Below are 14,726 nucleotides of genomic sequence, written 5' to 3'. Positions count from 1 at the left end.
AGCATGACCTTCTGGATCTGCGCCACGTGCGCCGTGGAGAGTGCCGAGCAGTTCGACGTCTGCGCGATCTGCGCCGACGAACGCCAGTGGGTGCCCGCGTCGGGCCAGCGCTGGACCACTCTCGAGGAGCTCCGCGAGCAGGGCTACCGCGCGCAGCTGGAGGAGCTCGAGCTGGACCTCCACGCGATCACCAGCTCGCCGAGCGCCGGCATCGGCCAGCAGTCGAAGCTGCTCGTCACCTCGGAGGGCAGCCTGCTGTGGGACCCGATCGGGTTCCTCGACGACGCGGTCGTCGAGCGCATCCTCGCCCTCGGCCCGGTCCGGGCGATCACCGCCAGCCACCCGCACATGTACGGCGTCCAGGTGGAGTGGAGCCGCGCGCTGGGCGGCCCACCGGTCCTCGTCGCCGAGGCCGACGCCCGCTGGATCAACCGCCCGGACCCGGTCATCCAGACGTGGTCCGGCGAGCTCGAGGTCCTGCCGGGCGTGACCCTGTCGCAGCCGGGCGGCCACTTCCCCGGCAGCGCGATCGCGCACTGGGCGGCCGGTGCGGCGGGCAGAGGGGTGCTCCTGAGCGGCGACACCATCTTCGCCAACCCGGACCGGCGGTCCGTCGCGTTCATGCGCAGCTACCCGAACCACCTGCCGCTGTCCGGTGCCGTCGCCCGCCGGGTCGCCGACCACGTCGACGGCCTCGAGTTCGACCGCCTCTACGGCAACTTCGCCAACGTCATCGCCACCGACGCCAAGGAGATCGTCCGCCGCTCGGCCGCCCGTCACATCGGCTGGGCCAACGGCGACTTCGACCACCTCACCTGACGGGTCAGTCCACGCTGCGGATGTGCCGCCTCGCGCCCGGCCCCTCGGCTGCCAACCTGTCGCGCGGGTTGACGGTCGGGCACGCGGTCAGCGAGAGGCAGCCGCACCCGATGCACCCGGACAGGTTGTCCCGCAGCGCGGTCAGCTCGTCGATCCGCCGGGTGAGGTCGTCACGCCACTCGCGGGCCAGGCGCGCCCAGTCCCGCGTGGTCGGCGGCTCGTCGTGCGGCAGGTCGTCGAGGGCCGCCTTGATGCGGGCCAGGGAGATCCCGAGCCGCTGCGACGCGCGGACGAACGCCACGACGCGGAGGGTGTCCCGTCGGTACTCGCGCCGGTCGCCGGCCGTGCGTCTGCTGCTGATCAGGCCGAGGCTCTCGTAGTAGTGCAGCGTCGACACGGCGACGCCGGCGCGGCCCGCCAGCTGCCCCGGTCGTAGCCACACCGCGTCCGGCGCGATCGGTTCCACGGGGCTCCTTGACGTCAAGTCCACTTGATGACGTGGACTCTACGCATGATGACCGTGAGCCCGTCCGACGCTCCACGCCCCGACATCGACCGCCTGGTCGAGCTGGTCGCCACCGTCGAGTCCACCCAGCGCGCAGAAGACGCCGACGGGTTCCTGGCCCTGTTCCACGACGACGCGGTCTGGGTCACCGGTGGTGGTGTGCGGCTCGTCGGGAAGGAGGCGATCGCCGCGTTCACACGCAGTGTCCTCCCGGGCGCGATGGTCGGCGTCACCGTCGACTACGTGGTCGACCACGTCCGCTTCCTCACGCCCGACGTCGCCCTGACGGGGGTCGACCAGGAGTACCGGCCGCAGGACGGCAGCCCGTCGTCGCGCGGGCTGCCGAGCTACGTCTGGGTCCGCGAGACCGACGGCCGGTGGCTGCTCGCGGTCGGCCAGAACACGGCCGTCCCCACCTGATCAGGCGAGCGCCTCCTCCAGCCGGTCGACGAACGCCGCCTGCGCGGTCACGACGAGCCGCCGCGCCTCGTCGGGCGCGAACCACCCCGCGCGGTCGAGCTCGGGCACGAGCAGCGTCCGGCCCGACCGCGGCGGCCAGGCGATCTCGACCAGGTTGCTGGTGATGGCCGACGCGTCGAGGTCCCCCTCCAGCGCCCACGCCGTCACGACCTTGCCGCCGCTCTGCTTCACGTCCCCGAGGGACAGCGGTTCCGACGACGGAGCCGGCACCCCGATCTCCTCGGCGAACTCCCGCAGTGCCGTGGCGTAGGGGTCCTCGCCGGGCGCCGGCTCCCCCTTCGGGATCGTCCACGCGCCCGCGTCCTTGCGCGCCCAGAACGGCCCGCCCATGTGCCCGAGCAGCACCTCGAGCCCGGCCGTCCGCCGGAACAGCAGCAGACCGGCACTCGTGCGGGGAGCCACCGTCATACCTCCGTCATCACGCACGCGACCCTAGTCCGGTCACCGCCGTCCGGGCCCGCGGAGCGATCCCCCTGCGGACCCGACGGCGGCGCCCGTCACCGCGCGGGCGTCTCCCCCCGCTGGGTCGGCACCCGGTCGAGGAGCGCCGGGTGCGTGAACGGGCTCTTCGTCGACCGACGGGTGGTCGCCACCCGTCGCAGGACCACGCCCAGCGCGACCAGGCACACGCCGGCGAACGCGAGCCACGGTGCCCAGCCCGTGTCCGCGAGCATCGCTGCTCCGGCCGGTTCTTCAGCGTGGGCCATCGGGGCCCCGGCGACGACGAGGCCGCCTGTCACGAGTGCTGTCCGCAGCGCTCGTCGGACGTAGGTGTGCATGACGAAAGCTCCTCCTGCTGATCGGATGGCCCAGGTGGGCCGTGGACGCGTGTCGCACGGGTGCGACCGGTCTCCGGTCAGGCAGGGGAGCTGGGGACCTCGGCAGCGGGCGTGGAGGCGGACACCGTGAGCACGCCACCGAGCAGGCACCGGCCCTGCGGGGCCGCGGCGTGGGAGGGGACACCGAGGACGGCGGCGTCGAGTGCCGTGCGGCCACCGGTCCCCGCAGAGCCCGCAGGCGCGGGGACGGCGGGGACGATCGGTGCGCCGGCCGGTGCAGGGGCCGGCGACACGGGGGCGACGGGAGCGAGGTCGACGGCTGCGGGCACGCTGGCGCCAGACCTCGCGCGCTGCGACGTGAGGACGAGGTCCGGCACGGTGGCTGCTGTTGGCGGCATGACGACCGGGTCCGACGAGGCCGGGGTCGCACCCGGTCGCGCGTCGACCGCTCCACGGACCGGGTCGAGGGCGCCGACCACCGGACCCACGGGCGTGAGGATCCTGGTCACGGGCTCCAGGGCACCGACGAGCGGCTGCAGCGCGTCGACGAGCGGTCCGAGTGCACCGCCGACCGGAGCCAGCACGTCGAGGGGTTCGACGACAGGGTCCAGCGCGTTCACCACCGGCGCGACGGCAGCGACCACCGGTGTCGCGGTGTCGAGCAGGGGCGAGGCCACGTCGACGACGGGAGCGACGACGGACGCCACTGGCGCGACCACGCCCCCGACGACCGGCACCACGGGCTCGGCGACCGCCGCGACGACCGGAGCGACAGGCGCAGCCACCGCAGGCACCACCGGCGCCACGGGCGCGACGACCACCGACACGACGGGCGCCACCGGCGCGACCACCGCAGAGACCACCGGGACCACGGGCGCGACGACGGCGGAGACCACAGGCGTCAGGAGGCCGGAGACGAGGTCAGGACGGGGCGGCGAGTCGTCGGCACGCGCGGGAGGGGCTGCCAGGAGCGCCTGGACCAGGACGACGAGCACGAGGGCCGCGAGCGCGAGCAGGCCGCGACGGAGCCACGTTCCCGCTCCCGCTGCGTTTCCCTGCTCCAGCGACGTCATCGTCAAGCCCCCATGACCCTGCGCGTCCGTCGACCGTATGAAGGCCTGTTCGACGGGGCAACCGGATCGAGCGACGTCACCTGTCCGGCCTAACGGTGGGGGTCAGACGTCCTCGGGGTCCACCAGAAAGTCCGCCTCGTCGGCGATCTCGCCTCCGATCGCGGCGTGCACCACGCGCGCGACGGCCTGGACCAGCGGGGCGGCGCGGGACCGGGCGACCCGGTGCTCGAACGACGGCCGCTCGGCCTCGAGCTCCTCGATGAACGGCGGCTCCCAGTGCACGCGGTAGGCGACGACACCGCCCTGGGTCCACGGCAGGCCACGCATGAGGGGCGGCAAGGCCGTCTCGACCCCCGCCTCGACGGAGAGCGTCCCGTCGTGCCCGAGGTCCACGAGCACGCCGTACGCCTCCGGCACGGGCGGCACCGCGAGCATCAGCTCGTCGTACGCCGACGCCTCGTCCATGAGCCGCTGCCGCTCGGCCTCGTCGTCGACCCCGTACCGCTCGAGCGCCGCGGACAGCCCGCGACCACCGGCCTCGGCCACCCAGCCGGGGCGACCGCCGGCGTCCCGGCCGACGCCGGGCGCGGGTCCGTTCCACGTGCTGGTGGCTTCGCTGAGCCGCGCGCGCGGCTGGACCGACTGGACCACCGCGAGCGCCTCGGCCGGTTCGAGCCAGGAGTCGGAGAGCACGGTGAGGTCGATGGCGCTGTCGACGTCGGGCGTGAGCACCGTGCCGTTCTCGCCGGTGCGGACCGAGCCTCCGAGGCGGCGGGCCGCGGCGACCATCCACTGCAGGACGCGCTCCTCCTCGCGGATCGGCATGCCGTCGGGGAACGCGCGCTTGAGCCCGTCGCGGTCACCGCCGGGGTACGGCTTCTCGCCGCGCTCACGAGGTGCCGTGAGCACGTACGCGAGCGTCGACGTCGTCGGGAGCCCGAGGTTGACAGCGTCCTCGGCCTCGACGCGGTAGGGACCGGTGAGCGTGGACAGCCGGGCGAGGCGCAGCGTGCGGGCCGGGGTCGACGAGCCGACGGCGCGGATGCCGAGCGCCGCGGTCATCGGTCCCATGATCCCGCGGGGCTGCGGGACGACCTCGTCCTCCTCCCACCGCGCCTGCGCGAACCTGCTGACGGCCAGCACCTCGACCTCGTCGGCACCCACGTCTCCCGGGAGGGCGAGCAGGTGCCGGCTGCGGACGTCGGGGTCGCCGGCCTGGATGCGGACCATGCCTGCCACGCCTCAGACGTCCGTCCGGTGGAAGTTCTGGAAGGACCGGGACGCGGTCGGACCGCGCTGCCCCTGGTACCGCGAGCCGTACTCGGAGGACCCGTACGGGTGCTCGGACGCCGACGACAGCCGGAAGAAGCACATCTGGCCGATCTTCATGCCGGGCCACAGCAGAATCGGCAGCGTCGCGACGTTGGACAGCTCGAGGGTCACGTGCCCGGAGAACCCGGGGTCGATGAACCCGGCCGTCGAGTGGGTGAGCAGCCCGAGCCGACCCAGCGACGACTTGCCCTCCAGCCGCGCGGCGATGTCGTCGGGCAGCGTCACGGCCTCGTACGTGGACCCGAGGACGAACTCGCCGGGGTGCAGCACGAACGACTCTCCCGGGGCGACCTCGACCAGCCGGGTCAGGTCCGGCTGGTCCGCCGCGGGGTCGATGAACGGGTACTTGTGGTTGTCGAACAGCCGGAAGTACCGGTCGAGCCGCACGTCGATGCTCGACGGCTGGAGCATGGCGGGCTCGTAGGGGTCGAGGGCCACGCGGCCCGACTCGAGCTCGGCCCTGATGTCACGGTCGGAGAGCAGCACGGGGCCACGGTAGTCCGGTTCCTTGTGCGCCCAGGGCGGGTCCGGGTCGTGGACCGTCAGGGCTGCTCGGCGTCGTGCGCGATGAGCGCGACCTGGGTGCGGTTCTCCAGCCCGAGCTTGAGCAGGATGCTCGACACGTGGGCCTTGACCGTCGCGAGCGTGAGGAACAGCTCACGGGCGATCTCGGCGTTGCTCGCGCCGTGCCCGATCGCGGCCACCACGTCCCGCTCCCGATCCGTCAGCACGGCCAGCGACGCGTGCGCCGCGGCCCGCGACCCGCCCGCGCGGGCGGTCGAGTCCATGAGCCGACGGGCCACCCGCGGGGACAGCACCGGCTCTCCGGCGGCGGCCGCCAGCACCGCCTCGACGATCCGCTGCGGCTCCGTGTCCTTCAGCAGGTACCCGCTCGCGCCGGCGTGCAGCGCGGCCCCGACCTCGTCGGCGGTGTCGAACGTGGTGAGCACGACGACGGCGGGCGGGTCCCGGCGTGCGCGGACGGCCCGGGTCGCCGCGATGCCGTCGGTGCCCGGCATGCGCAGGTCCATGAGGACGACGTCGGCGGGGTGGGCGTCGAGGGCGGCGGGAACCCCGGACCCGTCGGCCACCTGCGCCACCACGCTGATCCCGTGGGCGCCGTCGAGCAGGAGCGACAGCCCGGTCCGCACCAGGGCGTCGTCGTCGACGATGATCACGCGGACGCTCACGGCGCCCACGGTATCCAGGCGTCCAGCACGAACCCGTCCGCGACCGGCTCGGCCCGCAGCGTCCCGCCCAGCAGCTCGATGCGTTCCGTCAGCCCGATCAGCCCGGTCCCGGTCCCCGGTCCGAGGCCGCGCCCACCGGTCCCGTTCGCCACCCGCACCCGCAACCCGTCCTCGACCAGCACCCGCACGTCGACCGGCGCACCCGGTGCGTGCCGCCGCGCGTTGGTGAGCCCTTCCTGGCAGGTCCGGTAGACCGCGAGCCCGAGAGGCGTCGGCAGGTCCAGCCCGGGTGCGTCCAGCCGGACCGTCGCCCCGGCCGCGCGCTCCTGCTCGACCAGCGCCGGCAGGTCCGCGAGGCCCGGAGTCGGCCGCAGCTCGTCCGGCCCCTCGCGCAGCATCCCGACCACCGTCCGCAGCTCCTCCAGCGCCTCGCCCGCACTCGCCCGCACCACCCCCGCCGCCGCCGACACCTGCTCCGCGGAGAGGTCCGTGCGGTACTCCAGCGCGCCCGCCGTGGTGGCCAGCAGGGTCAGCCGGTGCGCGAGCGTGTCGTGCATCTCGCGGGCGATCCGGGTCCGCTCCGCCGACCGCGCCTCCGCGACCTTGCGTGCCTGGTCACGCTCGGCGGCGCGCGCCCGCTCGCGCCACTGCGCGACCAGGGCGTCCCGGGTCCGGCCGTACGCGCCCCAGCCGAGCAGCGCCGCGTGCACCGCGACGTCGCACAGCAACCACCAGCCGAGCGGCAGCCCGACGGACCGCCAGAGCGCCTGCAGCGCGTGCCCGGCGATGCTCGCGCACGCGACGGGGATCGCGACGCCCAGCCGCTCACGCCGCGCGACGACGTACGTCCCGGCCGTCGCGGCGGGTGTCGCGGCGGGGCTGAGGGCGGCGAGCACCCCGAGCGCCGCACCGCCGAGGAGCGGATGGCTGCGCAGCAGCGGAAGGGTCGCGACGGCCAGGAGCCCGAGCGCCAGGTCCACCGCGAGCGGCACCCCGTCCACGCGTGCGGCCCAGGCGGCGAGGGCCGTGAGCGCGAGCATCCCCACGAGCAGCCCGAGGAGGACACTCGGCGAGGGGACGTCACGGGGTCGGGTCATGCGCCGAGCGTAGGAACGCGTCCCGCGCACCCACCACCGACCAAAGGAGGGGGCGTGCCGTGCCTCCGGCCGAGGTCGACGGCACCGGACCGCGACCAGGGTCGACCTGTCCACCCACGACGTCAGGAGAAGCTCATGTCCCGTCCCGTCCCCGTCTGGCTCGTCGCGGTGACCGCGACCGTCCTCGCGCTCGCCGTCTGGGTGCTCGCCGTCCCGGTCGCCGGGGTCGACCTGTCGGCCGGCGCGCCCCCGCAGCAGGTCGGGGCCGCGGCGGTGGTCGTCGTGACCCTCGTCGTCACCCTGGCCGCCTGGGGCGTCCGCACCCTGCTCCGCCGACGCACCCCGGTCGCCTGGTGGCTGACCTGCGGGATCGTCCTGGCGATCTCCCTGCTCGGCCCGCTCGGCGGCACGTCCCCGGCCGCGGTCGGCACCCTCGTCGCCCTGCACCTCGTCGTCGGCGTGACCATCGCCGCCGGCCTGGCCCCTCGCCGCGCGCGCGTCCGGAGCGTCGTCCCGGCACGCTGACCCGGCCGCGGAGGCGGGCGAAGAGATCCGGTTCACCGACGCCGCGCGTTCGGGCAGGTCACGCCGTCGCCGCCGGCCGGAATCGCTTCGCCCGCCCGCTGGCCGTTCCGTCATCCCACGCGGGCGGCTATGCTCTCGTCCGAGAGTCGCGTGGGAGCGCTCTCGCACACGCACATCGCACACCAACAGCGCCGGCGACGACGCGTCCCGCACTGCAGCGGGAGCCGACGAGCCGCAGGCGTCACTGCCGAGCACTCGAGGGGCAAGTCCATGCGGTACGGCCAGTTTGACGACGAGGCACGCGAGTACGTCATCGAGACGCCTCACACGCCCTATCCGTGGATCAACTACCTGGGCTCCGAGCAGTTCTTCTCGCTCATCTCGCACCAGTCCGGTGGCTACTCGTTCTACCGCGACGCCAAGATGCGCCGCCTCACGCGCTACCGCTACAACAACATCCCCGCGGACGCGGGCGGCCGGTACTTCTACGTGAACGACGGCGGCGACGTGTGGACCCCGTCGTGGCTGCCGGTCAAGGCGGACCTGGACCACTTCGAGACGCGGCACGGCCTCGGCTACACGCGCATCACGGGTGAGCGCCGCGGGATCTCCGTCGAGACGCTGTTCTTCGTGCCCATCGGCGAGACCGCCGAGATCCAGAAGGTCACCGTCACCAACACCTCCGACGAGTCGAAGACGATCACGCTCTTCTCGTTCGTCGAGTTCTGCCTGTGGAACGCGCAGGACGACCAGACCAACTACCAGCGCAACCTGTCGATCGGCGAGGTCGAGGTCGAGCAGGACGGCCCGTACGGGTCGGCCGTGTTCCACAAGACGGAGTACCGCGAGCGCCGCGACCACTACGCCGTCTACGGCGTGAACACGCGTGCCGACGGCTTCGACACCGACCGCGACACGTTCGTCGGCGCGTACAACGGCCTGGGCGAGGCGACGGTCCCCCGCAGCGGGAAGTCGACCGGTTCGGTCGCGTCCGGCTGGTACCCGATCGGCTCGCACTCGCATCAGCTCACGCTCGCGCCCGGAGAGTCCCGCGCGCTCACGTACGTCCTCGGCTACATCGAGAACCCCGACGAGGAGAAGTGGGCCGACGACGCCCACCAGGTCATCAACAAGGAGCGCGCGCACGCGCTGCTGGGCCGCTTCGCGACGACGGAGCAGACGGACGCCGCGTTCGAGCAGCTCCGCGCCCACTGGACCGGCCTGCTGTCGACGTACTCGGTGAAGTCCGACGACGAGAAGCTGGACCGGATGGTCAACATCTGGAACCAGTACCAGTGCATGGTCACGTTCAACATGTCGCGCTCGGCGTCGTTCTTCGAGACCGGGATCGGCCGCGGGATGGGCTTCCGCGACTCCAACCAGGACCTGCTGGGCTTCGTGCACCTCATCCCCGAGCGTGCGCGCGAGCGCATCATCGACATCGCGTCGACGCAGTTCGAGGACGGCTCGGCGTACCACCAGTACCAGCCGCTGACGAAGCGCGGGAACAACGACATCGGCTCCGGCTTCAACGACGACCCGCTGTGGCTCATCGCCGGCGTGGCCGCGTACATCAAGGAGACCGGCGACGTCGCGATCCTCGACGAGCCGGTGCCGTTCGACAACGAGCCCGGCTCCGAGGTCCCGCTGTTCGAGCACCTGGTCCGCTCGTTCCAGTTCACGGTGGACAACCGTGGCCCGCACGGCCTGCCGCTCATCGGCCGCGCCGACTGGAACGACTGCCTGAACCTCAACTGCTTCTCCACCACTCCCGGCGAGTCGTTCCAGACCACCGAGAACCAGGCCGGGGGGCACGCCGAGTCGGTGTTCATCGCCGCGCAGTTCGTGCTCTACGGCGCCGAGTTCGCCGAGCTGGCGTCGCGCCGCGGCCTGACCGAGGTCGCCTCGCAGGCCCGCAAGGTCGTCGACGAGGTCCGCGCGGCGGTGCTCGAGCACGGCTGGGACGGCGAGTGGTTCCTGCGCGCGTACGACTACTACGGCAACCCGATCGGCACGGACGCCAAGCCCGAGGGCAAGATCTGGATCGAGCCGCAGGGCTTCGCGGTCATGGCCGGCATCGGGGTCGACGGCACCTCGCCCGAGTCGCCCGCCATCAAGGCACTCGACTCCGTCGGCGAGATGCTGGGCACCCCGCACGGCCTGGTGCTCCAGTACCCCGCGTACACCACGTACCAGATCGAGCTCGGCGAGGTCTCCACGTACCCGCCCGGGTACAAGGAGAACGGTGGCATCTTCTGCCACAACAACCCCTGGGTGATCATCGGCGAGACCGTGGTCGGCCGTGGCGCCAAGGCGTTCGACTACTACAAGCGGATCACGCCGGCGTACCGCGAGGAGATCTCGGACACGCACAAGCTCGAGCCGTACGTGTACGCGCAGATGATCGCGGGCAAGGAGGCGTCGCGCGCCGGCGAGGCCAAGAACTCGTGGCTGACCGGCACGGCGGCGTGGAACTTCGTCGCGGTGTCCCAGTACCTGCTCGGCGTCCGCCCCGACTACGACGGCCTCGTCGTCGACCCGCAGATCGGTCCGGACGTCCCGTCGTTCACCGTGACGCGCGTCGCCCGCGGTGCCACCTACGAGATCCACGTGACCAACTCCGGCACCGAGGGCGCCCGTGGGCGCCTCACCGTCGACGGCACGCCGGTTGAGGGCAACCTTGTCCCGTACGCCGCCGAGGGCTCGGTCGTCCGCGTCGAGGTCACCGTCTGACCCCGCAGGGTCAGGCGAGGTTCTGTGATGACTGCTGTCCAGGAAATCGAAGCGCTTGCGCCGTCGGAGGGGTACGACGCAGGCGAACGTGTCGTGACCATCCGGAACGGCTCGTGGGAGCTCGACGTGCTGCCCGCGACCGGTGCGTCCATCGCCGGCGGGCGCGTCTGCACGACCGACGGCGTGTGGCGTGACCTGCTGCGCCCGACCCGGCGGACGGTGCTGGGCGAGCCGGAGAAGTGCTCGAGCTTCCCGATGGTCCCCTGGTCCAACCGGATCAGCGACGGCGTGCTGCCGTTCGGCGGCCGGAGCTTCCAGCTGCAGCGCAACGGCGCGGACGGCACCGCGATCCACGGTGCTGCCCGGCACGCGGCGTGGTCCGTGGTCGAGCGGGCCGAGTCCCGTGTGGTGCTCGAGCTCGACACCACCGAGCTCATCGGCATCAACTTCCCGTGGAAGTTCCGCGCGCAGATCACCTATGCCCTGACGGGTGACCGGCTCACGGTCGGCACCTCGCTGCGCAACATCGACGTCGAGCCGTTCCCCGCCGGCTTCGGGCACCACCCGTACCTGCAGCGCACCCTGACGCCCGTCGGCGGTGCCTCACCGCTGACGCCCGGTCAGCCGGTGCTCCAGGTGCCCGCCCACCAGGGCTACTCGCTGGTCAACGCGATCCCGTCCGGTCCGGCCGGCCAGGTGCCGCGCCGCGCCGACTTCCGCGTCGCCCGGCCTCTCGGCTCGGCGTTCGTCGACGACGTGCTCACCGCGTGGGAGCCCGGGGCGCCCGTGCGGATCAGCTACGAGGACCTCGGCGTGAACATCGACCTGCACGCCGACCCCGTCTTCGCCCACCTCGTCGTCTACGCGCCGCGGAAGCGGTCGTACTTCGCCGTGGAGCCGGTGACCAACGTGAACAACGGGTTCTCGCTGCACGCCGCGGGCATCCCGGGCACCGGGGTCTTCGTCCTCGACCCGGGTGAGGAGCGCAGCGGGGCGTTCACCATGACCCTGCGGACGTAGCCGCGAGCCCAAGTTCGCCTCGCCCGGCCGTCCGGGTATGCTCTCTTCCCGGACCGATCCTCGATCGGTTCGCGCGGGTGTAGTTCAGTGGCAGAACTTCAGCTTCCCAAGCTGATAGCGCGAGTTCGATTCTCGTCACCCGCTCCGTTCACGAAAAGTCGCAAGCCCCGCCTGACCGCGGGAATCGCCCCCACCCAGCACCCTCCGCGCTCGCACACCGCGCACCACAGCGCGTCGCGTCACGCCGCCTGCCGTGACGTCGGCCGGACCGCCTACGCCTGTTCCCGCCGACGCCGACGTGCGACGAGGAGGAGGACGGTTCCGCCTCCGATGGCCAGGGCGATCACCCCGCCCATCTGCAGGACGTCGGCCCCGGTGCGGGCGAGGAAGTTGCTGCCGGCACCCGCGGACGGCGGGCGGCTCGCGGTCGTGCCCGACGTGCCAGGCGTCGGCCCGGTGCTGGAGGTCGGCGTCGGGCTCTGCGTCACGCCGGGCTCACCCTCGGTGAGGCGCAGCGTGACGTCGAAGCTCGCCGATACCGGGCCGTCCTGCGACCGGTTGCCGGAGGTCGCGTCGGCGTCGAACTCGTAGCCGACGACCAGGCGCGTGCTCTGCCCGGGTTGGAGCACGACCTCGGCCACGCTCGTGCGGTCGGTGGCCGCGAGCCGCCGCAGCGACCCCGCCGACGCGCCCGATGCGGTCGACCAGGTGATCGAGACGTCGTCGATGAACGTCGACGTGCTGCCGGCGGCCTGCTCGACCTCGACGTCGGCGACCCACGCGTGCAGCGTCGCGGCCGTGGGTCCGTCGTTGCGCGCGACGATCGCCCGGGACGCCCGGTCGCCCGGCACCGTCACCGGCACGCCGGCGAAGCTCGTGGTCTGTGTCGTGTACTCGCTGCCGTCCCACGCGAGCACGATCGTCTGCCCGTCCCATTGCGTGTCCAGCTCGTCGTCGGCGAACGCCGACCCGCCGACGGGCAGCGCGACGAGCGCAGCCGCCAGGACACCCGAGGCGCAGGCGCGCCCCCACCAGCTCACGGGGTGCCCCCGGGTCGGAACGTGGTGAAGGTGAACGTCACGGAGTGCGTGGGTTCGGACGCCGGGGTGAAGGTCCGGATGGCCGTCGCCGTCCAGGTGCTGCTCGCCGACAGGGTGCCGGCCGGACCGGGAGCGGTGGCGGTCACGCTCGCGGTGTCGGAGTGGGTCCAGCGGGTCGGGACGTAGCGCGCGACGAGGCACCAGAACTCGGAGCTCGGCGTGGTGCTCGCCGAGTACGCGCCGGACCAGGGGACGGACGACGACGCGGGCGTCCCGGTGGTGCTCGTCGTGCAGGCCGCGGCGCTCGCCACCCGGGTGAGCGTGATCGTGGAGGCCCCGAACACACCGCCGACGGCCGAGACCGCCACCGTGTACCCCAGACCACGATGCCCCTGCGCGAGCGACGTCACCTGGAGCGGGACGGCCACCGCGCCACCCGCGAGGTTGTTGGAGTTGTAGAGCGTCGCGGCCTGCGCGGGGCCGAAGGAGTAGGTGACGGTTCCGCGGTTGCGGCTCGCGTCGATCGGGGTGCTCGAGGTCGCGAACAGCGGGGCGCCGGGGGCGCCGGCACCGAACACCGTCACGCCGACGGGCATGCGGATCGTGCCGGAGAAGGAGTCGCGCCACAGCGCGAGGGTGCCGCCGGTGCCCGCACCCACCACGGCGGCGACGGCGAGGACCACCGCGACGAGCGCATGCGAGCGCCTCGGGCGGAAGCCCCTGGGCGTGGCGGTCGTGGGCTCGGCGGAGTCGTCGCGGGTCACGGGGTGAACCCCGTCCCGGTGCGCACCTGGTCGAGCGAGACGGTGACCGTCCCGAGCGACGTGACGGGGCCGGAGCCCACGCTCGCCGGCGGGACCATGACGTCGGCCCCGGTGTACGTCAGCGAGACCGTCAGCGTCCAGGGCGTCGAGCCCCACGCCGCCGTCTGCGCCGGGGTGAGGTTGCCGCCCGAACCGGGCAGCGTGAGCGTGGTGCCGACCGGCGTGGCGGCGGAGACGACGCCGTCCGGCCTCGTGACGCGGTAGGTCGCGGTCACCTGGCCCGTCGGCAGCAGCGCGGGGGCGGTGTCCCAGCGGACGGTGAGTCGCGCGGCGAGGTTGTCGCCGTCGAGGACGGTGCGGAACTGCTGCGCGACGGTGAACGAGTCGCCCGGGGTCGCCAGGTGGTCTGCGGTGATGCCGTCGGCCTGCATGGCGACCGCGTGCGCCGGGCTCACGTCGGGGCTCGTCTCGGTCCAGGTCGGGCTGCCGACGAGGACGAGGTCGAGGTCACCGGTCCGGACGACGGCGCCCGTGGCGGCCGCGGCATCACCCCAGAAGGCGTAGGTGAGCCCCGCGGCGGCGCCGGCCACCAGCGCGGCGGACACCCCCACGGTCACGATGCGGCGCCAGGTCATGTACTGCCACCGCCCGTGGCGACCGTGGCGAGGGTTCCGCCCGACCCGTCGCCGGACGTGCCGCCCGTCAGGGCGGCAGCCTCCGGGGAGGCCTCGTTCGGGGCAGCGTCCTTCGAGCCGCGCCGCTCGGGGCGCAGGATCATGAACGCGGCGTAGATCAGGAGGGCGCCGGCTGCGAGGGCCACGAAGAGGCCCTTGCGCTCGCCGAGCCACAGCGAGGCGTGCCCCACCAACGGCACGGAGTACAGGACGCGGGCCTTGACCTGGCCCGCGACGAGGGGCTCGTCGTCGGCGCCGTTCGCGTCGCCACGGGTCACGAACTGCACGCCGTCGGACGTGTAGCTCTTGGCGACGACCCGGTGGGTCACGAGCGTGGGGTCACCGGAGACCGGCTGGAACGTGATGACGTCGCCGAGCTGCACCTGCGCGTCGGCGTCGGTCACCGTGGTCACGGCGACGACGTCGCCCGGGGAGAACGTGGGCTCCATCGAGCCCGTCAGGACGGTCAGGGTGGTGCCGCCCAGCGCCTTGGGCAGGACGACGAGCACGACGACCGCGGCCACGACGACGAGCAGCAGCGCCCAGGTGAGCACCGAGAGCACTCCCGAGAACGCCGAGTCGCGCTGTGTCCTGGCCATGGTGGTCTCCCGTGGGGTCGCGTACGTGTCGTGGAGGTGGTCGGCCGGGGCGCCGCGCGCGGCGCCGACCGGATGCCGGCCGGACGGGTGGGTGCC

Annotated in this window: 17 protein-coding genes and 1 tRNA gene; 6 read left to right on the top strand and 12 right to left on the bottom strand. The window is 73.1% G+C overall.

Going from position 1 to position 14,726, the window contains the following annotated elements:
• The first annotated feature begins 3 nt into the window (after nt 1–3).
• Entirely contained in the window at nt 4–819 is an 816-nt protein-coding gene (locus J2X26_RS18755; protein ID WP_307494222.1) for an MBL fold metallo-hydrolase, read from the top strand.
• A gap of 4 nt (nt 820–823) precedes the next feature.
• Here J2X26_RS18755 and soxR read toward each other — a convergent pair whose 3' ends face one another.
• Nucleotides 824–1,285 (bottom strand): redox-sensitive transcriptional activator SoxR, encoded by a 462-nt coding sequence (gene soxR / locus J2X26_RS18750; RefSeq protein WP_307494221.1) that lies wholly within the window; start codon nt 1,283–1,285, stop codon nt 824–826.
• A gap of 45 nt (nt 1,286–1,330) precedes the next feature.
• On the opposite strand from soxR, the gene J2X26_RS18745 reads away from it, so the two are divergent.
• Nucleotides 1,331–1,744 (top strand): SgcJ/EcaC family oxidoreductase, encoded by a 414-nt coding sequence (locus J2X26_RS18745; RefSeq protein ID WP_307494220.1) that lies wholly within the window; start codon nt 1,331–1,333, stop codon nt 1,742–1,744.
• Here J2X26_RS18745 and J2X26_RS18740 read toward each other — a convergent pair whose 3' ends face one another.
• From J2X26_RS18740 to J2X26_RS18710, 7 genes are all read right to left on the bottom strand, one after another.
• Complete coding sequence (locus J2X26_RS18740; protein WP_307494219.1) at nt 1,745–2,206, bottom strand: NUDIX domain-containing protein; 462 nt, start codon at nt 2,204–2,206, stop codon at nt 1,745–1,747.
• A 95-nt stretch (nt 2,207–2,301) separates the two neighbouring features.
• Nucleotides 2,302–2,583, bottom strand: a complete 282-nt coding sequence (locus J2X26_RS18735; protein ID WP_307494218.1) for a hypothetical protein — start codon at nt 2,581–2,583, stop codon at nt 2,302–2,304.
• 77 nt (nt 2,584–2,660) lie between these two features.
• Complete coding sequence (locus tag J2X26_RS18730; protein ID WP_307494217.1) at nt 2,661–3,656, bottom strand: hypothetical protein; 996 nt, start codon at nt 3,654–3,656, stop codon at nt 2,661–2,663.
• 102 nt (nt 3,657–3,758) lie between these two features.
• The gene (locus J2X26_RS18725) at nt 3,759–4,886 is read right to left on the bottom strand and encodes a hypothetical protein (protein WP_307494556.1); all 1,128 of its coding nucleotides are present in this window, start codon (nt 4,884–4,886) and stop codon (nt 3,759–3,761) included.
• 12 nt (nt 4,887–4,898) lie between these two features.
• The gene (gene dcd, locus J2X26_RS18720; RefSeq protein WP_055920610.1) at nt 4,899–5,474 is read right to left on the bottom strand and encodes a dCTP deaminase; all 576 of its coding nucleotides are present in this window, start codon (nt 5,472–5,474) and stop codon (nt 4,899–4,901) included.
• Nucleotides 5,475–5,530: 56 nt separating this feature from the next.
• Complete coding sequence (locus tag J2X26_RS18715) at nt 5,531–6,178, bottom strand: response regulator (RefSeq protein ID WP_307494216.1); 648 nt, start codon at nt 6,176–6,178, stop codon at nt 5,531–5,533.
• The gene (locus tag J2X26_RS18710; protein ID WP_307494215.1) at nt 6,175–7,275 is read right to left on the bottom strand and encodes a sensor histidine kinase; all 1,101 of its coding nucleotides are present in this window, start codon (nt 7,273–7,275) and stop codon (nt 6,175–6,177) included. Before J2X26_RS18710 ends, J2X26_RS18715 begins: the two co-directional genes overlap by 4 nt.
• Before the next feature lie 135 nt (nt 7,276–7,410).
• Here J2X26_RS18710 and J2X26_RS18705 point away from each other — a divergent pair, with 135 nt between their 5' ends.
• The 4 genes from J2X26_RS18705 to J2X26_RS18690 all read left to right on the top strand — a co-directional run bounded on the left by J2X26_RS18705 (nt 7,411) and on the right by J2X26_RS18690 (nt 11,697).
• Complete coding sequence (locus J2X26_RS18705; protein WP_307494214.1) at nt 7,411–7,800, top strand: DUF6069 family protein; 390 nt, start codon at nt 7,411–7,413, stop codon at nt 7,798–7,800.
• 270 nt (nt 7,801–8,070) lie between these two features.
• On the top strand, nt 8,071–10,533 hold the full coding sequence (locus J2X26_RS18700) for a GH36-type glycosyl hydrolase domain-containing protein (protein ID WP_307494213.1): 2,463 nt from the start codon (nt 8,071–8,073) through the stop codon (nt 10,531–10,533).
• Between the two features lie 93 nt (nt 10,534–10,626).
• Nucleotides 10,627–11,553, top strand: a complete 927-nt coding sequence (locus J2X26_RS18695) for an aldose epimerase (RefSeq protein ID WP_307494212.1) — start codon at nt 10,627–10,629, stop codon at nt 11,551–11,553.
• 73 nt (nt 11,554–11,626) lie between these two features.
• Nucleotides 11,627–11,697, top strand: a tRNA-Gly gene (locus tag J2X26_RS18690).
• A gap of 128 nt (nt 11,698–11,825) precedes the next feature.
• Here J2X26_RS18690 and J2X26_RS18685 read toward each other — a convergent pair.
• Genes J2X26_RS18685 through J2X26_RS18670 form a run of 4 tightly spaced genes read right to left on the bottom strand, consistent with a single transcriptional unit; the run spans nt 11,826 to nt 14,630 of the window.
• Nucleotides 11,826–12,593 (bottom strand): hypothetical protein, encoded by a 768-nt coding sequence (locus J2X26_RS18685; protein WP_307494211.1) that lies wholly within the window; start codon nt 12,591–12,593, stop codon nt 11,826–11,828.
• The gene (locus J2X26_RS18680) at nt 12,590–13,357 is read right to left on the bottom strand and encodes a hypothetical protein (RefSeq protein WP_307494210.1); all 768 of its coding nucleotides are present in this window, start codon (nt 13,355–13,357) and stop codon (nt 12,590–12,592) included. Before J2X26_RS18680 ends, J2X26_RS18685 begins: the two co-directional genes overlap by 4 nt.
• Nucleotides 13,354–13,992 (bottom strand): hypothetical protein, encoded by a 639-nt coding sequence (locus tag J2X26_RS18675; protein ID WP_307494209.1) that lies wholly within the window; start codon nt 13,990–13,992, stop codon nt 13,354–13,356. Before J2X26_RS18675 ends, J2X26_RS18680 begins: the two co-directional genes overlap by 4 nt.
• Nucleotides 13,989–14,630, bottom strand: a complete 642-nt coding sequence (locus tag J2X26_RS18670; RefSeq protein ID WP_307494208.1) for a signal peptidase I — start codon at nt 14,628–14,630, stop codon at nt 13,989–13,991. Before J2X26_RS18670 ends, J2X26_RS18675 begins: the two co-directional genes overlap by 4 nt.
• Nucleotides 14,631–14,726 lie beyond the last annotated feature (96 nt).

It is taken from the genome of Cellulomonas humilata (assembly GCF_030814415.1).
Lineage (GTDB): Bacteria > Actinomycetota > Actinomycetes > Actinomycetales > Cellulomonadaceae > Cellulomonas > Cellulomonas humilata_A.
Note: the sequence above shows the minus strand (reverse complement) of the source record. Positions and strands in the feature narration are given on the sequence as shown.